The sequence below is a fragment of the Pyxidicoccus sp. M15 genome (assembly GCF_056858435.1).
In genome coordinates this window covers 10,562,146-10,580,415 of sequence record NZ_CM166495.1, presented here as the reverse complement: position 1 = coordinate 10,580,415, position 18,270 = coordinate 10,562,146, and the positions used below count along the sequence as shown (strand labels likewise).

19 protein-coding genes are annotated in these 18,270 nt (G+C 71.3%); 5 read left to right on the top strand and 14 right to left on the bottom strand.

Annotation, left to right across the window (positions count from 1 at the left end; translation table 11 throughout):
• Positions 1-5: 5 nt before the first annotated feature.
• Positions 6-1,220 (bottom strand): DUF790 family protein, encoded by a 1,215-nt coding sequence (locus ACX9TP_RS39125; protein ID WP_482975768.1) that lies wholly within the window; start codon positions 1,218-1,220, stop codon positions 6-8.
• A 114-nt stretch (positions 1,221-1,334) separates the two neighbouring features.
• Positions 1,335-2,714, bottom strand: coding sequence for a DEAD/DEAH box helicase (locus ACX9TP_RS39120; RefSeq protein WP_482975767.1), 1,380 nt, complete (start codon positions 2,712-2,714; stop codon positions 1,335-1,337).
• Positions 2,715-2,863: 149 nt separating this feature from the next.
• Between ACX9TP_RS39120 and ACX9TP_RS39115 the strand changes: the two genes are divergently transcribed.
• The 3 genes from ACX9TP_RS39115 to ACX9TP_RS39105 all read left to right on the top strand — a co-directional run bounded on the left by ACX9TP_RS39115 (position 2,864) and on the right by ACX9TP_RS39105 (position 4,934).
• Complete coding sequence (locus ACX9TP_RS39115; protein ID WP_482975766.1) at positions 2,864-3,322, top strand: DMT family transporter; 459 nt, start codon at positions 2,864-2,866, stop codon at positions 3,320-3,322.
• Between the two features lie 12 nt (positions 3,323-3,334).
• Positions 3,335-3,742: a response regulator gene (locus tag ACX9TP_RS39110; protein WP_482975765.1), complete on the top strand. Its 408-nt coding sequence runs from the start codon at positions 3,335-3,337 to the stop codon at positions 3,740-3,742.
• A gap of 199 nt (positions 3,743-3,941) precedes the next feature.
• Positions 3,942-4,934, top strand: a complete 993-nt coding sequence (locus tag ACX9TP_RS39105; protein WP_482975764.1) for a hypothetical protein — start codon at positions 3,942-3,944, stop codon at positions 4,932-4,934.
• A gap of 16 nt (positions 4,935-4,950) precedes the next feature.
• Here the strand turns inward: ACX9TP_RS39105 and ACX9TP_RS39100 are convergent, their stop codons facing one another.
• Both ACX9TP_RS39100 and ACX9TP_RS39095 read right to left on the bottom strand, forming a co-directional pair.
• Positions 4,951-5,586, bottom strand: a complete 636-nt coding sequence (locus ACX9TP_RS39100; protein WP_482975763.1) for an outer membrane protein — start codon at positions 5,584-5,586, stop codon at positions 4,951-4,953.
• On the bottom strand, positions 5,583-6,746 hold the full coding sequence (locus ACX9TP_RS39095; RefSeq protein ID WP_482975762.1) for a hypothetical protein: 1,164 nt from the start codon (positions 6,744-6,746) through the stop codon (positions 5,583-5,585). Before ACX9TP_RS39095 ends, ACX9TP_RS39100 begins: the two co-directional genes overlap by 4 nt.
• 751 nt (positions 6,747-7,497) lie before the next feature.
• On the opposite strand from ACX9TP_RS39095, the gene ACX9TP_RS39090 reads away from it, so the two are divergent.
• Positions 7,498-8,136, top strand: a complete 639-nt coding sequence (locus ACX9TP_RS39090; protein WP_482975761.1) for a hypothetical protein — start codon at positions 7,498-7,500, stop codon at positions 8,134-8,136.
• Here the strand turns inward: ACX9TP_RS39090 and ACX9TP_RS39085 are convergent.
• The 5 genes from ACX9TP_RS39085 to ACX9TP_RS39065 form a co-directional block, all read right to left on the bottom strand.
• Entirely contained in the window at positions 8,133-9,104 is a 972-nt protein-coding gene (locus ACX9TP_RS39085; protein WP_482975760.1) for a hydrolase, read from the bottom strand. The two genes, ACX9TP_RS39090 and ACX9TP_RS39085, sit on opposite strands and share 4 nt — an antisense overlap.
• Before the next feature lie 32 nt (positions 9,105-9,136).
• Positions 9,137-9,475: a YkgJ family cysteine cluster protein gene (locus ACX9TP_RS39080; protein WP_482975759.1), complete on the bottom strand. Its 339-nt coding sequence runs from the start codon at positions 9,473-9,475 to the stop codon at positions 9,137-9,139.
• A gap of 20 nt (positions 9,476-9,495) precedes the next feature.
• Positions 9,496-10,641 carry a hypothetical protein gene (locus ACX9TP_RS39075; protein WP_482975758.1) on the bottom strand — a complete coding sequence of 382 codons (1,146 nt, stop codon included), beginning with the start codon at positions 10,639-10,641 and terminating at the stop codon, positions 9,496-9,498.
• Between the two features lie 22 nt (positions 10,642-10,663).
• On the bottom strand, positions 10,664-11,620 hold the full coding sequence (locus ACX9TP_RS39070) for a GNAT family N-acetyltransferase (protein ID WP_482975757.1): 957 nt from the start codon (positions 11,618-11,620) through the stop codon (positions 10,664-10,666).
• Positions 11,621-11,696: 76 nt separating this feature from the next.
• On the bottom strand, positions 11,697-12,368 hold the full coding sequence (locus ACX9TP_RS39065; RefSeq protein ID WP_482975756.1) for a hypothetical protein: 672 nt from the start codon (positions 12,366-12,368) through the stop codon (positions 11,697-11,699).
• Between the two features lie 100 nt (positions 12,369-12,468).
• On the opposite strand from ACX9TP_RS39065, the gene ACX9TP_RS39060 reads away from it, so the two are divergent.
• On the top strand, positions 12,469-13,497 hold the full coding sequence (locus tag ACX9TP_RS39060; protein WP_482975755.1) for a DUF481 domain-containing protein: 1,029 nt from the start codon (positions 12,469-12,471) through the stop codon (positions 13,495-13,497).
• An 81-nt stretch (positions 13,498-13,578) separates the two neighbouring features.
• Here ACX9TP_RS39060 and ACX9TP_RS39055 read toward each other — a convergent pair whose 3' ends face one another.
• From ACX9TP_RS39055 to ACX9TP_RS39035, 5 genes are read right to left on the bottom strand one after another with little or no spacing between them, the layout of a single operon-like run.
• On the bottom strand, positions 13,579-14,022 hold the full coding sequence (locus tag ACX9TP_RS39055; RefSeq protein ID WP_482975754.1) for a cytochrome C oxidase subunit IV family protein: 444 nt from the start codon (positions 14,020-14,022) through the stop codon (positions 13,579-13,581).
• Positions 14,023-14,036: 14 nt separating this feature from the next.
• Positions 14,037-14,705: a cytochrome c oxidase subunit 3 family protein gene (locus ACX9TP_RS39050; protein ID WP_482975753.1), complete on the bottom strand. Its 669-nt coding sequence runs from the start codon at positions 14,703-14,705 to the stop codon at positions 14,037-14,039.
• Entirely contained in the window at positions 14,695-16,365 is a 1,671-nt protein-coding gene (gene ctaD / locus ACX9TP_RS39045) for a cytochrome c oxidase subunit I (protein WP_482975752.1), read from the bottom strand. The genes ACX9TP_RS39050 and ctaD overlap by 11 nt, the downstream gene beginning before the upstream one ends.
• Positions 16,349-17,395: a cytochrome c oxidase subunit II gene (gene coxB, locus ACX9TP_RS39040; RefSeq protein WP_482975751.1), complete on the bottom strand. Its 1,047-nt coding sequence runs from the start codon at positions 17,393-17,395 to the stop codon at positions 16,349-16,351. Before coxB ends, ctaD begins: the two co-directional genes overlap by 17 nt.
• Positions 17,392-18,270 carry an SCO family protein gene (locus tag ACX9TP_RS39035; protein WP_482975750.1) on the bottom strand — a complete coding sequence of 293 codons (879 nt, stop codon included), beginning with the start codon at positions 18,268-18,270 and terminating at the stop codon, positions 17,392-17,394. Before ACX9TP_RS39035 ends, coxB begins: the two co-directional genes overlap by 4 nt.

Here is an 18,270-nt window from a genome sequence, read left to right as displayed (position 1 = left end):
CCCGCTCATCGCCCGGACGCCTCCGCTCCCAACTTCGAGAGCCGCTCGCGCAGCTTCTTCACCGAGGGGAAGCCGTTGAAGAGCACCACCTGCGGGTGGGCCTCCAGCGCCTCGCGCTCCTCCGCCGCCTTCGCCAGCGCCCGGTCCACGCCCAGCAGCAGCCCGCCGTCCGGGCGTGAGCGCAGCTCCGCGAGCCTCCGCGCCAGCGGCCCCGCGTGCCAGGCGTGGAACAGCTCCAGCGCCACCTCGCGCCGGGACTCGCGGTGGCGGAAGGTCAAATCCGGCACGCACAGCCCCGAGGCGCCCATGTGCCGGGGCAGCGGCGTGAGGTCCAGCTCCCAGGCCTCGTCCTGGAAGCCCTCCGCCAGTGACGCCACCTCCGCGGGCACGTGGCCCAGCGCGGCCGGCAGCGGCGACACCAGCGGGTCCTTGTCACTGAGCGCCAGCGTGGCCTGCTTGCGCGCCGTCTCCACCGTGGCCGTCAGCTCCCAGCGCCCCAGCACCGGCACCACCGACAGGAAGGACGCCAGCTGCAGGCCGTACTTCTTCTGCAGGGCCAGCATCGCCCCGGGGCCCTCCACCTCCAGCGACCAGTCCTCGCCGACGTGCCGCACCTCGGCCACCAGCCGGCAGAACTTCAGCCACCGGAGTACCTTGCGCACCCGCAGCAGCTCCGGCGCGAGCGCCCGCAGCGTGAGGCGCCGCGCCGTCAGCAGCGGGCCCTGCGCCAGCGCCAGGTTGTAGCGGTCCACCAGGGCCTGCGCGGTGAGGGGCTCGCCGTCCCAGCCCACCAGCCGCCGGTTTCCCGGCAGGTCCGAATACAGCGCCTCGCGCACCTCGGGCAGTGGCGCGGGCAGCACCTGCGCGAGCCTCGCCTCGTAGGCCTCCACCGTCGCGTCCGGCGGCAGCGTGCGCAGCACCCCGGCCGCCGCCTTCAGCCGCTCCCAGCGCGCCTCGCCCACGCCCGGGGAGGGCTCGTCGAAGCACAGCCGGTCCACCAGCAGCTTCACCAGCCCGCGCGCCACCTTCGGCCGCGTGAAGGCGCCGGCCTTCAGCCCGAAGGACTCCTCCACGTCGTCCAGCCTCACGCCGCGCGAGGCCTCCACCTCGGCCAGCAGCTCCTGGGCGAAGGCCAGCAGCGCCTCGTCGTCGCGCTTCACGTAGGCGGGCCGCAGCACGCCCTGGCGGACGCGGTAGGTGAGCAGGTCGCGGGTCAGCACCTCGCGCCACCCTTCCGGGCAAGGTCGAGCCGCGTCGTGTCGTCGCGCCGCACGCGGGCCGGGCGGGGGGCGAGCTCGATGGCGCGGCGGATGGGCGGGCTCCGGGTCAGCACCTCACGCCTCCTCCTGGTACGCGTCGTGCTGGCGCCGCCGCTCGCTGATGCCGCTCTCCGCCGTCTGCGCCGAGCACACCTCGTACAGCATCGCCCGCTTCCCGGGGCGCTTGCGGAGGATGCGTCCCAGGCGCTGCACGTGCTCGCGCACGCTGCCACTGCCGCTGAGCACCACGCCCACGCGCGCTTCGGGCACGTCCACGCCCTCATTCAGCACGCGCGAGGTGAGCAGCACCGGCAGCTCGCCGCTCGCGAAGGCGGCCAGCAGCGCCTTGCGCTCCGGCACGGGCGTGTGGTGGGTGAGCGCGGGAAGCAGCAGCCGCCGCGCCAGCGTGTAGACAGTCTCGTTGTCGTCGGTGAAGACGATGACGCGGTCCTCGCGGTGCTCCAGGAGGATGCGCCACAGCACCTCCTGCTTGGCGCTGGACGTCAGGGCGATGCGGCGCTGCTCGCGGTAGGCCCGGTACGCGGCGCGGCCCTCGTCGCTGCGCTGGCTCTGCGCCAGGAAGCGCGCCCAGCCTTCCGGCGCGGAGAGCTGCATGCCCAGCCTGCGCACGAAGCCCACGTAGAGCGCCCGCGCCGCGTCGTAGCGCGCCTTCTCGTCCGGCGGCAGTGGCACCTCCACCCGCTTCACCTCGTAGGGGGCCAGGTACTCGCCCTGCAGCTCGCGGATGTCCGTGCGGTGCACGCGCGGGCCCAGCAACTCCTCGCACACGCGCTCGCCGCCGTCCGTGCGCTCCAGCGTCGCGGTGAGCCCCAGCCGGTACGGCGCCAGCGAGCCCTCCGCCACGAAGCGGTAGCTGGGCGCCGGCAGGTGGTGGCACTCGTCGCAGATGAGGAGGCCGAAGCGGTTGCCGTGGAACTCCGTCTGCAACGTGGCCGAGTCGTACGTCGTCACCGTCAGCGGCTGCCTGTCACTCACCCCGCCGCCCAGCAGTCCCACCGGCACGGAGAAGTGGCGGGCCAGCACCCCCTGCCACTGCGTCATCAAGTCCAACGTGGGCACCACCACCAGGGTGGGCCGCTTCACGTGGGCGATGGCCAGCACCGCCATCAGCGTCTTGCCCGCGCCCGTGGGCAGCTCCACCAGGCCCCGGCCTCCCGCCTTCGTCCATGCGTCCAGCGCCGCGCGCTGGTGGGGGAAGGGGGTGATGGGGGTGGTCAGCTCCAGCTCCAGCGGCTCGAAGCGCTTCGCCCGGTCCTCGTACGGCAGTCCCAGCTCGCGCAGCCGCAGCACCGCGTCGCGGTAGTGCCACGCGGGCGCGCGGTACACCCCCGTGCGCGAGTCCCGCTGGAACAGGGCAAGCAGGCGGGCGTCGTCCGGCAGCATCGGGGCCACCAGGGTGCCGCAATCGAAGTGGAGCTCGGTGGGGGTGGCCATGCGCCTGACGGGAAGTAGCTCGGCAACCCGCGTTTCGCCACCATCAAGAAAGACCTGGAGAGTAGGACCACCGCCTGAGCTCCCGGTTCCCCTCCGTCCGTCGTCCTGACTTGCGGAGGTGGGAGGGTTCACGGTACCCAGCGCGCGGCATGCGTCTCATCTCGCTCGTTCCCCTGCTGTGCGGCCTGGCCGTGGTGGCCCAGGCCGGTCTCAACCGTCGCTTCGCGGGCCAGTGGGGGCTGCTGAGCGCCGTCCTCATGAACATGGTGGTGGCGACGGTGGCCACCTTCGCCGTCTACATGGTGGCGCGCTCGGTGCCGGGCTTCTGGCCCGAGGCCGCCACTCCCGGTGGCTCCGGCCGCCTCTTCGACGGCTTCACCGTGTGGCACCTGCTGCCGGGCCTGTGCGGTGTGCTCATCGTCATCGGTATGCCGTGGGCCATTGGCCGGCTGGGCGCGGTGCAGTCCGCGCTGTTACTGATGGCCGCGCAGCTCCTCACCAGCCTCGTGTGGGATGCGATGGTGGAAGGGCGCCCGGCCACGCTCGCCCGGGTGGTGGGCTCGGCGCTCGCCTTCGCGGGGGCCGCCATCGCGGTGTGGAAGGGCTAGATTCAACGGGTGATGCGCCGCGTCCTCATCGTCAGCCCCCACTCGCCCTCGCGGGAGCTGCTGCGGCGCATGCTCGAGGAGCCGGGGCTGTCGGTGTCCGCGACGGGCGACACGGATGATGCGTTCGCCGCCATCGCCTCCGGGCCGCCGGTGCTCGTGGTGGTGGACCTGCGCAGGCCGGACGAGGACCACCCGCTGTTCCTCGGACTGCTGCGCAAGCGTCACCCCGCGCTGCCCGTCATCGCGTTGGTGCCCGGGCGGCTGCGCATCTTCGACGGCCGCCACGAGCGTGTGCGCGAGGCCCACGGAGAGACGACCGAGGCGCTCCAGCACCTGCTCGGTGCGCTGAAGCAGGCCATGCACGACGTGCTCGCGCAGGAATTGCTCCGCGTGCTGCGCACCCCGGTGGGACAGGCCTGACCCGCGCAGACAGGCGCACCCGGGAGGGGCATGGGCGCGGGGCCCTGCTCGCGGCTACGCTGGCGACATGCGTGATGTCCGCCTCGCGCCGCTCCTGCTGCTCCTCGTGCTCGCTCCCGGGGCCGCGAGGGCTCAGGCGACGGAGACTCTTTCGGATGAAGGGGAGTGGCGCGCGTATCCGGAGGGCACTCCGGCTCCCGTGCCTGACGCTTCAGCGCCGTTCGAGCCCGCCGACTTTCCGGGCCAGACGGCCGCGTCCGACACGGCCGGGGAGTTCCCGGCTCCTGGCGTCCAGGGCGCGTCACCCGAGCGGATGCAGGTGCGCGATGGCGCCACCTCTCCTTCCGTAGAGGATGCCGCCTCCTCGCTGGAGCTGCCTTCCGCGGGCCCAGGCGACTCTTCGCGCGTGGAGCCTTCCGCGCCGCTGGGCGACGCCACGTGGGAGGAGCCTTCCGCGCCGCCTGGCGACGCCTTTCGCGTGGAGCCTTCCACGCCGCTGGGCGATTCCACGCGGGAGAAGGATTCCGCGCCGCTGAGCGACTCCTCGCGGGAAGAACGTTCAGCGCCGCTGAGCGACTCCACGCGAGCGGCGCCTTCCGCGCCACGGGAGGACTTCTCGCGGGAGGCCCCCTCGCCGCTGAGCCTCATCCCCTCGCCGTCCGCTTCCGGCCCCTCGCCGCGCCTGACGCCAGAGCCGCTGGCGGTGCCACTGGTGCGCTCGCTCCTCGACCTGGCGGGGGCGAGCGCCCTGACGTTGAGCAGCGCCGTCGCGATGGACGCGCTTGTCGGCACGCGCTGCTTCCGCGACACCGAGCGGATGTGCATCCTCACGTCCTTCCTCGTCACCATGCTGAGCGTCTCGGCCACCGCGCCCGTGGGGGCGTGGGCCGTCGGCAGCCTCCTCGGAGGCGAGGGGCGCCTCTGGGCGGCCTATCTGGGCGCGGCGATGGGGATGGGCCTGGGCGTCATCGGCACCATGCCCACCATCGCCTTCGGGAGCGGCGTCATCCTCGCGGTCGCCGGCCCCATCGGTGCGGCGGTCGGCGCGGTCATCGGCTACGAGGTCTCCCACCGGCGCGTGGTGCGCGGCGCCTCGCGGTTCGCGCAGCGGCCCGCGAGCCTGAGGGTGTCGCCCCTGGTCGCCACCACCCAGGGCGGCGGCCTGCTGGGTGGGATGGCGGGGACCTTCTGAGCGGAAACGCCACGCCTCAGAGGCGCAGGCGGTAGCCCAGGCTCGCGAGGAAGCCGCCCATGTTGACGTCTCCCGTGATGACGAAGTCCACCGGGGCGAAGTGGTAGTGCGCCTCCACGAAGAGCCCGCCCGGACCGAGCGGCAACTCCAGCCCGGCCAGCGCCTGCAGGCCGAGGCCGCCGTCGCTCTCCGAGGACACGGCGCCGAAGATGTCCGCCGTCGCGCGGTGCAGGTAGAGGCCGGGGCCTCCGCCCACGTACGGCGTGAGCGTGCCGAGCGCGTGCTCGAAGCGGTACACGGCCGACAGCAGGAAGGCCACCTCGCGCACGGCGACCGAGTAGGTGCCATCCGGCGGCGGAGCGCCGAAGCCACCCAGCTGCGGGTCCGTCAGCGTGCCCGACAGCTTCGGCCGGTGGTAGTTCACCTCCAGGACCACCGCGAGGCGCCGCTGCAGCAGCGGCGTGATGTAGCCCACCTCCGCGGCCAGGTAGAGGTCGCCGCTCAGCGGCGTGGTGCTCTTGAAGAAGCCCACCTTCGGGGCGAGCAGGACGCTGCCCTCGCGAGGGGCGGTGTCCGCCTCGGCCGCGAGCGGCGTGGAGGGCTCCGCGGCGGCGAGCGTGGTGAGCGCGGCGAGCAGGGCAAGGGCGTTCATGGTGCAGGCGCTCCGCAGGGCTGGGAAGCCAGGGCACACTCCCCGAGGTCCGACGTCAGTCCCGCCCCGTCCGCGGTGACGGTGAAGCCCTGGACGGCCGGCACCTCGCCGATGGCCCCTCCCGGGTCCGCGACCTCGAGGGCGTAGGGCCCGCCGGGCACGATGCCGCTGGGACACCGTGGGTCGGTGATGGGCGGCGCGTCGAGGCCGGAGCAGGTGGGCACCACCGCCCTCACGGTGCCGGGCCCGTCGTAGGTGACGTCGCGCAGCGGGATGCGCACCACCTCCGCCGGATTCGTCTTCAGGGCCGCCACGAGGACGATGTCCGGAGGCCCCGAGAAGGGGCGCTGATCGCCCGCGGGCATGTTGGTGAGGGTGATGGCCTGGTCGCTCAGCTCGCTTCCGGAGCGCGGCGCCACGGTGAGCGTGCCCAGCCGCTCGTAGGTGATGTCCAGCGCACGAGGCACCGTGGTGTCACAGCCCTCCGGGTTGGTGAGCACCAGGTCGTAGACGCCCTCGGGCGTCCCGGGGGGAATCTCCGACTCGATGCGCGTGGGCGACACGACGTTGATGACGAACAGCGACTGGCGAGACCCGTCGGCGGCGACCAGGACGATGTACGGGAAGGTGTCGAGCCGGAAGCCCGTCCCCTCGATGACGATGGGGCTCGAGCCGGAGAACGAATAGCCATCCGGCGGAGGCAGCACCCGGGTGAGGGTCGGCGGCGGCACGACAATCAGGGCGTCCGCCAGCGAGGCGCTGCCGCCCACCGGGTTGCCCACCTCCAGCGTGTAGCTGCCCGCGGGCAGATCCACCGGCGGCGTCGAGTCCCGCGTGGGCACGTCCACCAGCAGCAGCTCCGGGCGGATGTAGAAGACGTGCTCCCGGGGCAGCGTGAGCGTGGTGGGACCGCGCAGCGTCACCTCCGGCAGCGCCGCCATGGGCGCATCCGCGAGCACGTCCCCGGGCACCGGGGCGAAGCCGTCCCCCGCCACCTCGAGCCGCCAGCCCTGCTCCCCTCCCTGGGCATTGCACACGCGCGGGGGCGTGACATTGCGGGTGAGCGGGTTGATGACCCCCTGGATGCGAGGCGTGGGGCCTTCCGTCGTTCGGGAGCAGGCGACGAGTGCGAGCAGGGCTGCGGCGACCGGCAGGCGCAAAGCGGTTCTCCTCCACCTCAACAGGCGCGCGGCACGTTAGGACGGCCACCCCCGAGGGCCGGAGTTTTTTCCGGTTTCCCTCTGGCACCGCGCCCATCCTGACAGGAAGAGCCTTCGTAACGCATTGAAATCACGCGGCTTCTTGGGGCTTCCGGCGGCTGGCACGGCTGATGCTAATGCTTCAGGCAGCTGGGAACGGCGCGGTACGGCGGACGGGGCAGTGGGGGGCGTGGGGGGACGCCGTGCGCGCCAGGTGGTCGGGGGGAAGGGGCGAAGTCGAGGCGGTGCCTGGAGTGGGGAGGCAGGCCTCGCGGGGGTGGGCCGGAGCAGCAGGCCGGCAAGGGGGAGTGGCGGCGGGAGCAGCGGCGCTTCGGAGCTCGGGAAGGACTGCGGGCTCGTGGCACGGGGATGGGTGGGGCGGGGAAGGGGACGGACTCCGTCGAGGTGGGGGCCTTGACGGAGTCCGGCTCACTTTGGATGGGCGGGCGGCGGGTGGGGGGCGGTCGACGTTCGCGGGTGAGGAGACACCTCCTCCCGGCGAGCGGTCCTGTCGGAGTGGGTCGGTGGGGCGGGACGGTCGGGCACTGCGGGGACATGGGGTGGGCGGCTCCGGTGGGGAGGCAACTCCCGCCGGAGCCTGTCCGTCCGGTCCGTGCGGTGGAGGCGGAGGCGGGTGGCAGCGAAGGCGCGAGCCACCAGGGTGCGGCAGGTCGGGACGGTGGCGGCGGCGGTGGGAAGTTGGAGGCGGTTCATGGGGGCGGTATCAGCGCTCACATTGCTGGGGTTGTTGTTGACGGCGCGGGTGGCGCTGGCGACGGGCATGCCGCCCTCGGCGCGGCTGAATCCGCCGGCGGAGGTGCAGGGGCGGGTGCAGGACCCGGAGCGGCTCGCGCCCTTCGGGCTGATGCTGGACGCGGGCGTCCCCGAGGGGGCGGGGCTCTCGGTGTCCTTCCGGCCCAGGCACGAGGTGCGGCTGCACCTGGGCGCCACGCACAACGGCATCCGAGCAGGCGCGCGGGCGGGAATCACACTGCTGCCCCTGCGCGGATGGCTGACGCCGGCGCTGACGCTCGAATTGGGCCATGCGCAGCCCGCGGACGCGCGTGGCCTGGAGCGGCGACTGGCGGATAGGACGCTTTTGCCCAGTCCTTCCTTCGAGCGGGTGGGCTACACGTACGCGAGCGCGCTGCTGGGCTTCGAGGTGCAGGCGCCCGGAGGCCTGACGTTCTTCGTCCGGGGCGGCTTCAGCGTCATGGAGCTGTATGGCCCCGGCATGGAGGACCTGGACGAGCCCTTCCGTGGCGCGCTGGCGCCCGAGGAGGCCCGGCCCTGGGGGGTGCGCAGCACGCGGCCCACGGCGAAGCTGGGACTCCTGCTGTCCTTCGGCTAGCGCACGCGCGCGGCGAAGAACTCCAGCACCTGGGCCTCGGCCCAGAAGCTGGGGCGGTGCGCGCGTCCCGCGACGAAGCCCACGTGGCCGCCGCGCCCGGTGAGCACCACGCTCAGGAGCGGATTGTCGCTGGCACTGGGAGGAATGACGGGCGACTCCAGCATCGGGTCGTCCGCGGCGCTCAGGAGCAGCGTGGGCCGGCGGATGGCGTGGAGCCGGGGACCGGAGGACGCCTCGGCGTAGTAGTGCGCCGCGTCCCGGAAGCCGTGCAGCGGAGCGGTGACGGCGTCGTCGAAGGCGCGGATGGAGCGCGCGGCCTCCATGGCCCGGCCGTCGAAGGCGCCGGGAAAGCGCCGCAGCTTCTGCCGGGCCTTCCCCTTCAGCGTGCGCAGGAAACGCTCCCGGTACAGCCGGTGGAAGGGGCCGGGGCCGTCGAGCTTCCGGCAGCAGGCGTCCAAATCGTACGGCGCGCTGATGGAGGCGGCGGCATCCACGGGCGCAGCCTCGCCCTGCTCCTCCAGCAGCCGGCACAACACGTTGGCGCCCAGCGAGAAGCCCACGGCGAACAGGGGGCCGGTGACGCGCGCGCGCACCTCGTTCAGCACCAGCAGCGCGTCGTGGATGTCGCCCGAGTGGTACGAGCGCGCCAGCCGGTTGGGCTCGCCGCTGCACGAGCGGAAGTTGAGCGCGGTGGCGCCCCAGCCGCGCTCGGCCGCGCCGCGGAGGATGGCGGTGATGTAGCCGGCGCGGGACGAGCCCTCCAGGCCATGCAGCGTCACCACGTGCGGCGCGCCGCGCGGGCCGTCGAAGGTGTCCAGGTCGACGAAGTCCCCGTCGGGCAGCTCGCGGCGCTCGCGGCGCGCCGTGGGCGCATGGGTGGGGCGCACGAGCGAGGCGTAGATGGTCTGCGCATGCTCGTTCGCCAGTCCGGGCGCGGGGACGAAGGGCTGGGTGGGCTGGAATCGCACGGCCGGGGATTAACGAACACCTCGCGGCGTGTCTACCCGTCGCGGCGTCCGGGTGGCGTCCCGCCGGAGGAGCGACCGGCGGCCAGGCGGCGGGCGCTGCGCATGGTGGGGCAGCCCTGCTCGCGCACCTCGCGGGCCTCGTCCGCGAGGCCGAAGAGGTCCAGGTACTTCTTCACGCGCTCATCCAGCGTGGGCGCTTCGATGAGACGGCACACCTCGTCCGCCGCGTAGGCGCGGCACACGGCCGGCCGCTGCTCGTACACGCGACAGAGGTTGTCCTCCGCCAGGTGCGGGCAGCGCATGCCCAGCGGCTTGTCCAGCGCGGCGATGTCCGGCGCCACGCAGCAGGCGCCACAGCAGGTGCACTCCATGGGCGGTTGACCTCGGTGACTCAACGCGGGACGACCTGCTCCACCTTCCCCAGGTTCGTCACCGTGAGGCGGGCGTCCTGGCCCTTCTTCCACGACAGGAACTCCTGCTCGCTCTTCGGCTCGAGCACGTGCTCCTTCGTCCCGTCGTCCTCGTACCGGAGGCGGACGGAGTAGTGCTCCTCACGGCGCAGCCGGTCCACGCCGCTCACGGACAGCTCGGGCCAGCGCGGCCGGTCATCCGTGCCGGACGTCTCGCGGCGGTCCACCTGCTTCCACTCGTAGGTGTCGTAGGTGCACTGCTGCGCGTAGACGGGCTCGGTGCGGTAGCGCGTCTCGTTCTGGCAGTCCTCGTAGCTCTCGTTGCAGTACTTCGTCACGTCCTCGCACACCTCTTCGACGAAGCCGTTGCCCTTGTCGCGGCGGCGGCACTTCTCCTCGGTGCCGCAGGCCACGCGGCGCGACTTCGTCCGGCACACGCGCTCCGTGCCGTCCGCCACCCGGCGCGTGCCACGCTGGCGGGACACGCAGCCGCGGACGTTGGCCACGCCCGCCACCTCGCCCGCGCCGTTGACGGGCATGCGCGGGGAGGTGGTGCGCAATTCGTCGCGCCAGCCCGTCTTCGCCACCGGGGTGAAGCGCTCCTGCACCACCGCGCGCTTCCACTCCGTCCCCGTCACCTCCCCGGGGTACTCGTGCGTGCGGCTGCCCCAGAAGCCGAACACGCCCGAGCCGAAGCAGCAGGAGAACAGCACGCCCAGCACGAGCCAGCCCGTCTTCCCCATGCGCTTCTTCGGCTGCGCCACGGGCTGGGGCGGGGGCTGGGGGGCGTCCAGGTCCCTGCTCGTGGCCGCCTTCGCGTCGTCGGTGCGCTCCGCGCTGCACTGCTTGCAGCGGGGGGCGTCGCCCCGGTTGGCGGCGCCGCAGTACGCGCAGAACCAGTCCTCGCCGGCGGCGGCCACCTCCAGCGTCTCGGCGTCCGTGACGCCCTCGCGCAGGGATTTGCCGCTCTTCGCGTCCACCCCGCCGAAGTCGAACTCCGACTCCTTCCCCGTCAGCTCGCGCGGGTTGTTGCAGGTGGGGCAGAGCTTGTGGCGCGCGGGGATGCCCTTCGTGTCACAGGACGTGCAGTTCCAGGTCCCCTCGATGATGCGGGTGCGCTTGGCCATGGGGCTCCATCCTACCCGGCACTCACACCCAGAGCGCGCGAGGGAAGGGGATGGCCGCCGGGGGCGGCAGGCCCGGCCGCAGGGGGCGCACCATGGGCAGTGAGCCGTTCCTCGCCACGCGGCTGGCCCCGGGGACACGCGCCACGAGCTGCGGCGTGCCGGGCTCCTCCCACAGCACCACCTTCGCCAGCGCCGCGCGGTGCGCCACGGCGCGCGCCATCTCCAGCAGCGCGGCGGCGTCCTCCTCGGAGCGCGCGTCCAGCATCAGCACCACCAGCTCGTCGTAGCGGGCCATCATCGCCCACAGGACGGTGGAGTCGCCCACCACCGCGCCGCACGCCTCGGGCTGGGGGCGGCGCAGCAGCTCCGCGTAGATGCGCTCGCGCTCCAGGTGCCAGTCCACCTGCGCCGGGCTCGGCCACAGGTAGAAGGGCGCGTCCGGCCGCCGCATCCGCTCCAGCGCGGCCGCCACGTCCGCATCCGAGAGCAGCGCGTCCACACGGCGGGAGGCAGGCTCCTCGCGGGCCGGCAGGTTCCAGTCCCAGGCGGGGACCTCCTCGTAGCCGGAGCGGCGGTAGAGGGGGGCGCCCACGTCCGAGAAGAGGACGGCGGCGTGCCCCTGGGAGGAGGCGTGCTCCAGCTCCGCGGCCAGGAGGCTCATCATCCGCGTGGCGTGGCCCTGGCCGCGCAGGTGCTCCTCGGTGAAGACGCTGGCGATGGAGAAGCTGTCGCCGCGCGCGAGCTGTCCGTCCGCGCCGCGCAGCCAGCTGTCGTTGTGGAACGTCTCGCACGAGGCGAGCACCCGGCCATCGTCCCCGCACAGAAGCCACGTGTTCATGCCCTCGGCGCACCAGGGGCGGGCGCGCAGCCGCAGCTCCCGCTGGTGGAACTGCGCCACCGTCAGCGGCGAGCCCCAGGCGGAGTGGGTGACGCGGTCTCTCTCGGCCTTCTGCGCTTCGGTGGCAAGGACCAGGTGCATGGCGGCGCAGGCTAGCCGCGCCCGTCTCCGCGCGCAGCAGGCGGCGCGTGCGCCCGGCGCTCATCCGGCCTCCGGCTCACAGCCGGGTGGTGTACGGGAAGCGGAAGTGGAGCTGCAGGTAGGCCTGGCCGACGTGGAAGATGCCGTCGCGCAGGCGGTCCGGCAGCCCGAGCCCGCCCAGCTCCTGCGGCACGTAGAGGGCGGACTCCCAGCCCACGCTGACGAGGAAGCGCTTGGAGAACTGCAGCTCCAGGTCCACGCCCAGCTCCGCGCCGGGCCGCAGGAAGTGCGTGTCCGCCAGCGTGTCCGAGTGCAGGTACGCGTACGTCAGCAGCAGCCCGGCCCCCACCGACAGGCGCACCGGGCTGCTGGACAGCGGCACCCCCAGCGACAGCGGCTTCCAGGTGGCGCCGTACATGCCGGTGTCGCGCACCTTCGGAGAGATGATGAGGGTGTCCGGGATGAGGATGGACGGGGAGATGCGAATCTCGTCCATGCGCTGCGCCTGCTTGCGGTAGCGCTTGGGGATGAGGCGCTGGTTCTTCTTCAGCCACTCGCGGTCCAGCACCGCGTCCACCGAGATTTTCAGTCCGGTGTGGAGGGGCTGGTCGTCGAAGACGGGGCCGAAGAAGAGGAACGCGGCGGGCCCCACGCCCACGTCCACCGGGACGGTGACGCGCTGGGCGGCGGCCAGCGTGGGCAGCAGGAGGGTGGCCAGCAGCAGGAGTCGGGCGGGGTTCAGGGACACGGGCCTCCTCGGGGCTCCAGGGAGGCCAGAATTAAGCACGTGGGGATTGAACCCCGGCCCTTCTTTGGAGCAGGAAGGGGCCCCAGAACTGGAGACCTCAATGCTTTCCGCCGCGCTGTTGATTGCCACCTCCCTGCAGGCCCAGGCGCCTGTCCCCACCACTCCCGCACCCACCGCTCCCCGCGCCGCCCCGGCTTCCGAGCCCCAGCCCGCCCCGGCGAGCGCGGAGGAGCGCGCGGCCGCCGCCGCCGAGCGCGCCGCCGCCGCCGCCGAGCGCGCCGCCGAGGCCAGCGCCCGCGCCGCGGAGGCCGCCGAGCGCGCGGCCACCGCCGCCGCCGGCCAGCCGCCCGCCGCGCCTGTCGCCGCCGCGCCCGCCGCCGCCGCGCCCGCCGCCGCCGCGCCCGCCCCGAAGCCGGACGTGTGGGACGTCACCCTGGGCGCGGGGCTCATCTCCATCACCGGCAACGCCTCCACCTTCACCTTCAGCGGCCTGGCCAGCGCGCAGCGCAAGACGGAGAACTGGATCTACGCCTTCAGGGCGTACAGCTCCTACGGCCGCAGCCGCCCGCCCGAGCTGGAGGGCGACGAGTCGCTCTCCCAGGTGGTGGCGCTCAACGCGGGCGCGGAGTTGCGCGGCGACCGGCGCTTCACCCAGGTCGTCAGCGGCTACGCGCTGATTGGCGCGGAGACGGACCACGTGAAGAGCGTGGAGTCGCGCAGCTTCGGCGAGGGCGGTCTCGGCATCCTCTGGTGGGACGAGAAGTCGAAGGAGGGCAAGGAGTCCTACCTGCGCACCGACGCCGCCTTCCGGTACGCCTACGAGACGCGCTTCCAGTACTACCCCGAGCGGCTGGACCTGGAGGACGTGGACCTGGGCGGCCCCCGCTTCGGCGCGGCGTTCCGTTACAGCCTCAACGAGCGGGTCCTCTTCAAGGAGGACGTGGAGGTGCTCATCAGCGTCATCGGCGATTCGCGCGTGCTGGCGAGCAGCCAGACGCAGCTGTCGGTGGGCCTGACGGACGCGCTGTCGCTGGGCGCCAGCTTCCTCGTGAAGACGGACAGCGAGCCGCCCGCCGGCAAGGTGTCCACCGACACGGCGCTGGCCCTCAACCTCGAGGTGAAGCTGTAGCCCGCAAAAGCAACGCGGCGCCGGGGAAGTCCTCGGCGCCGCGCGGGGTGGGGCGGTGGGCCCCGAAGTCCTGAAGGCCGCTCAGTGGCCCTCGGACTGCTCCTTCGTGCCGTGGCTCCGCACGCCGCCGCCGAAGCGGCCTTCCTTCACGTTGGCGCCGATGTCCGGCGGCTGCAAGTCGCTGTACTGCGAGCCCGGGGGGTTGGAGCCCCGGAAGCGCGTGCCCAGGTCCAGCAGCGGCACTGCCAGCATCAGCAGCACGAAGAGGATGGACACGCTGAACACCAGGCGGTTGGCGCCTTTGTGGTCGATGAGGTGCATGAAGTACAGCGTCACCAGCGTGCCCTTCACCGTGGCGATGACGAGCGCCAGCAACAGGCCGAAGCTGGGCAGGTGCATGCGGCCGGTGATGACGGTGACGAGCGTCAGCACCAGGAGCGCGCCCCAGATGACCCAGTAGCGGCCCGCGCCGTGGTGCTCCTCCATGTTGTGGGCTTCGTCGCGCGATTCGTTGGCGATGGCCATGGTCTATGAGCCCTTCAGACGAGGTACAGCATCGGGAACAGGAAGATCCACACCAGGTCGACGAGGTGCCAGTACATGCTGCCCAGCTCGACCATGGTGTAGTTGTTGGGGCCGAAGTCCGCCCGCCGCAGCGCGCGCACCATGGAGAAGGCCAGCACCACCATGCCGATGATGACGTGGAGGCCGTGCAGCGCCGTCGCGCAGAAGTACACGGTGAAGTACATCGGCACGCCCGGCAGCTGGATGCCCTCGTAGAAGTAGTACCGGCCCGGCAGCGTCCCGATGTGGAACTTGTGCGAGTACTCGAAGTACTTGATGACGAGGAAGCCCACGGCCATCAGCAGCGTGAGGAAGATCTGGATGGCCACCATCTTGTTCTTCCCCTCCTTCGCGTAGTGCACCGCGAGCGCCGCGGTGAGCGAGGAGGTGATGAGGACCACGGTGTTCACCGTGCCCATCGTCAGGTCCAGGCTGCGGCTGGCCGCCGCCCAGGCCTCGGGGAAGAGGAAGCGGTAGCAGCCGTAGCAGATGAAGAGACCGGCGAAGAGCAGGATTTCCGTCGCCAGGAACAGCCACATGCCCAGGCGGGCCGCGTGGTTCTGCACCTCGAGCGACGCGAAGTGCATGGCGAGCCGGGGGACGGGGGCCACCGTCCCATCGGCGGTGGTAGCGCTAGACTGCATCGGGCACCTCGGCCTTCTTCGGATCCACGTAGAAGTGCGGCTCCTCGGGGTAGGTCGGCTGCGGACCCACGAAGTTGTGGGTCGGCGGCGGGGACTCGGTCAGCCACTCGTAGCCCTTGCTGCGCCACGGGTTCTTTCCGGCCACCCGCCCGTAGAGCAGGGCGTACGTCAGGTACATGGCGATGATGACGAAGCCGAACGCCAGCAGGGACGCGCCCGCCGTGGAGGCCACGTTGAGCGCCTGGAAGCGCTCCGGGTACTCGTAGTAGCGGCGCGGCATGCCGTTGTTGCCCAGGAGGAACTGGGGGATGAACGTGGCGTTGAACCCGAGGATGATGAGCGCCGCGGACACCAGGCCCCAGCCCTCGTGGTACGTGCGCCCGAACATCTTCGGGAACCAGTAGTGCAGGGCGGCCAGGAAGGCCATGATGGTCGCTCCCACCATGATGAAGTGGAAGTGCGCCACCACGAAGTAGGTGTCGTGCCAGGGGACGTCCAGCGACACCGTGCCCAGGGCGATGCCCGTCATGCCACCGAACACGGTGAAGAACAGGAAGCCGCAGAAGTAGGCGAAGGGCGTCTTGAAGTCGACGGCGCCCTTGTAGACGGTGCCCACCCAGTTGAAGACCTTGATGGCGGTGAACACGCCCACCAGCATCGTCAGCACGCCGAACAGACCCCCGACGAAGGTGGACTGGCCGGACACGAACATGTGGTGGCCCCAGGCGAAGAAGCCCACGAAGGCGATGCCGAGGCTGGAGTACGCCACCGCGCGGTAGCCGAAGATGTTCTTCCGGCTGAAGGAGGCGACGACTTCACTCATCACGCCGAAGGCCGGCAGCACCATGATGTACACGGCCGGGTGGCTGTAGAACCAGAACAGGTGCTGGAAGAGCACCGGGTCGCCGCCGCGGGCCGGGTCGAACATGCCGAACCCGAACAGGTTCTCCACCGTCACCAGCACCAGCAAGAGGCCGATGACGGGCGTGGCGAGCACCTGGATGCAGCTGGTGGCGTAGATGGCCCAGACGAACAGGGGCATCTTGAACCAGGTGATGCCCGGCGCCCGCATGGTGTGCACGGTGACGATGAAGTTGATGCCCGTGACGATGGAGCTGAACCCGATGATGAAGGCGCCGAAGAGCACGGGCGCCACCGTCGTCGTCGTGTGCGTGCTGTAGGGCGCGTAGAACGTCCACCCGGTGTCCAGGCCGCCGTTGAGCATGCCCCACAGCGCCAGCATGGCGCCGCCCAGGTAGATGTAGAGCGACAGCAGGTTCAGCCGGGGGAAGGCCACGTCCTTGGCGCCCAGCATCAGCGGCAGCATGAAGTTGCCGAAGACGGCCGGAATCGCCGGAATCATGAAGAGGAAGATCATGACCAGGCCATGGAGCGTGAACGTACGGTTGTACGTCATCGCGTCCATGATGGTCGGTCCGGGCGTGAGCAGCTCCACCCGGATGAGCAGCGCGAAGATGCCGCCCACCAGGAAGAAGAGCAGGACCCAGAACAGGAACATGAGCCCGATGCGCTTGTGGTCCACCGTCAGCAGCCACGACTTGATGGTGGTGCCGTCGACCAGGTAGCTCGGGTGGTGGTCGTGGTGCTCGTCGTGCGCGGGAGCCGCGCCCGGGGAGGCGATGCTACTGGATGGCGTCATAGGCGGGTCCCTCGGAAGCGCCCTCGCGAACGTTCGGAGTGCGCAGCGACTTGATGTACTCGACGATGGCGGCCGTCTCCGGGCCCTGCAGCTTGCCCTGGTAGGTCGGCATCACGTTCTGGTAGCCCGCCACCAGGTGGGCGCCCGGGTCCATCATCGACTGGGTGATGTAGGCCTCGTCCACGCGGATGTCCTGCCCGTCGTCGAGCTTCTCCACGCGGTCATACATGCCGAGGAAGGTGGGGCCGATGTGCTTCGAGCCGTCCACCGAGTGGCACTTGAGGCAGCCCTCGCTGCCCGCGAGCACCTGACCCTGCTCCACCATGCGGGCCACCGGCGGCACCAGCGAGGTGTCCGCCAGCGCGTCCTGGCGGTCCTGCAGGCGGCCGCGGCGCTGGTCCTTCATCCAGACGTCGAACTCCTCCTGGGGGAGGACCACGACTTCGGCCAGCATCTTCGAGTGCGACAGGCCGCAGTACTCGGTGCACAGCACCTGGTACGTGCCCGGCTTGGTCGCCTCGAACCAGATCTGCGTGTAGCGCCCCGGCAGCGCGTCCTGCTTGATGCGGAACGACGGCACGTAGAAGGAGTGCAGCACGTCCCGGGATGTAATCAGCAGGCGCACCGGACGGTTGGCCGGGACGTGAAGGACATTCACGCCGTTGGGGCCCTCCGGGTACGCGAACTTCCACATCCACTGCTTGCCCATGACGTAGACGTCCATCGCGTCCTTGGGCGGCGTGGTGACCCAGGTGAAGTCCCGGAAGCCGATGCCGAACCAGGCCAGGAAGAACACCAGCGGCACGGAGACGAAGAGGAACTCCGTCTTCAGCGTGGGGACGACGTACTCCGTCGCCTGGGCCGGGAGGCGGCGGCGGTACCGGAAGAACATGAACAGGGCCGCCAGGCCGACGCCCGCCGACATCACCATCGTCGTACCGACGACGAAGTGATGCAGCATGTCGACCCGCTCCGCGAACGTGGATGCGGCCTCCGGGAGGAACAGGATGTTGTTGAGAAGCTCGCTCATGCCGCCGCGCCTTTCTTCAGCTCGCGCCTCCAGAAATAGATCAGCATCGTCGCCAGGGCGCAGAACACCAGCGTGCCGCCCAGGCGGATGAACCCGAAGATGTAGAATCCGTACCGCTTGCTGGCGGTGTCATACTTGAAGCAGGACATGACGACGCGGTCGAAGCTGGTGCCCACGCGGCCCCCGGCCGCCTCCAGCAACGCGAGCTTCATGTCCTTGGGAGGGAAGGTCACCCCGTAGAGGTACCGGGAGATGCTTCCCTCGGGGGTGATGACCTGCACCACCGCGGGGTGGCCGTACTGCTTCGTGCTCGTGTCGTACGTGTACTTGAAGCCCACCGCGTCCGCGAGCCGGCGCACTTCCGCGTCCGTCCCGATGAGGAAGTGCCAGGGCGCGCGCTCCGGCTTGCCCATGGACTGCAGGTGACGCCGGCGGCGGTTGAGGCTCTCCGCCGGGGTGTCCTCCGGGTCGATGCTGACCGTCACCGCCTCGTAGTCCTCGCCCAGCTCCAGCCCCAGCTCCTGCATGGCCTTCACCTGGCCGTTGAGGACCAGGTTACAGAGCATGGGGCAGTTGTAATACACGAGCGTCAGCAGGGTGGGCTTCGTCTTGGACAGCACCTCACCCAGCTTCACCTCGCGCCCGTCCTCGTTCGTGAAGCGCGCGTCCAGGGGGAGCGGCTCCCCCAGGTGCTCCTCCACGTCCACGCCCTTCACCGGAGGCGGCAGGTCCTGCTGGGCCTCGATGATGGCGCGAGGCGTCTTGCCGGCACCGGGCATGGCGGACGCGGACAGCGCGGTGCCGAGCACCAGCGCCGCCGTGAGCAGTCCCAGGCTGGCGGCGCGTGGGTGGAAGTGGGAGAGAGCGGGCTTCAT

What these genes read in the sequence shown, in the direction of transcription:
- ctaD (WP_482975752.1), bottom strand. Translation starts at nt 16,365, where the DNA reads ATGACGCCATCCAGTAGCATCGCCTCCCCGGGCGCGGCTCCCGCGCAC.
- ACX9TP_RS39050 (WP_482975753.1), bottom strand. Translation starts at nt 14,705, where the DNA reads ATGCAGTCTAGCGCTACCACCGCCGATGGGACGGTGGCCCCCGTCCCC.
- ACX9TP_RS39035 (WP_482975750.1), bottom strand. Translation starts at nt 18,270, where the DNA reads ATGAAGCCCGCTCTCTCCCACTTCCACCCACGCGCCGCCAGCCTGGGA.
- ACX9TP_RS39100 (WP_482975763.1), bottom strand. Translation starts at nt 5,586, where the DNA reads ATGAACGCCCTTGCCCTGCTCGCCGCGCTCACCACGCTCGCCGCCGCG.
- ACX9TP_RS39060 (WP_482975755.1), top strand. Translation starts at nt 12,469, where the DNA reads ATGCTTTCCGCCGCGCTGTTGATTGCCACCTCCCTGCAGGCCCAGGCG.
- ACX9TP_RS39070 (WP_482975757.1), bottom strand. Translation starts at nt 11,620, where the DNA reads ATGCACCTGGTCCTTGCCACCGAAGCGCAGAAGGCCGAGAGAGACCGC.
- ACX9TP_RS39075 (WP_482975758.1), bottom strand. Translation starts at nt 10,641, where the DNA reads ATGGCCAAGCGCACCCGCATCATCGAGGGGACCTGGAACTGCACGTCC.
- ACX9TP_RS39115 (WP_482975766.1), top strand. Translation starts at nt 2,864, where the DNA reads ATGCGTCTCATCTCGCTCGTTCCCCTGCTGTGCGGCCTGGCCGTGGTG.
- ACX9TP_RS39120 (WP_482975767.1), bottom strand. Translation starts at nt 2,714, where the DNA reads ATGGCCACCCCCACCGAGCTCCACTTCGATTGCGGCACCCTGGTGGCC.
- ACX9TP_RS39090 (WP_482975761.1), top strand. Translation starts at nt 7,498, where the DNA reads ATGGGGGCGGTATCAGCGCTCACATTGCTGGGGTTGTTGTTGACGGCG.
- ACX9TP_RS39080 (WP_482975759.1), bottom strand. Translation starts at nt 9,475, where the DNA reads ATGGAGTGCACCTGCTGTGGCGCCTGCTGCGTGGCGCCGGACATCGCC.
- ACX9TP_RS39110 (WP_482975765.1), top strand. Translation starts at nt 3,335, where the DNA reads ATGCGCCGCGTCCTCATCGTCAGCCCCCACTCGCCCTCGCGGGAGCTG.
- ACX9TP_RS39055 (WP_482975754.1), bottom strand. Translation starts at nt 14,022, where the DNA reads ATGGCCATCGCCAACGAATCGCGCGACGAAGCCCACAACATGGAGGAG.
- coxB (WP_482975751.1), bottom strand. Translation starts at nt 17,395, where the DNA reads ATGAGCGAGCTTCTCAACAACATCCTGTTCCTCCCGGAGGCCGCATCC.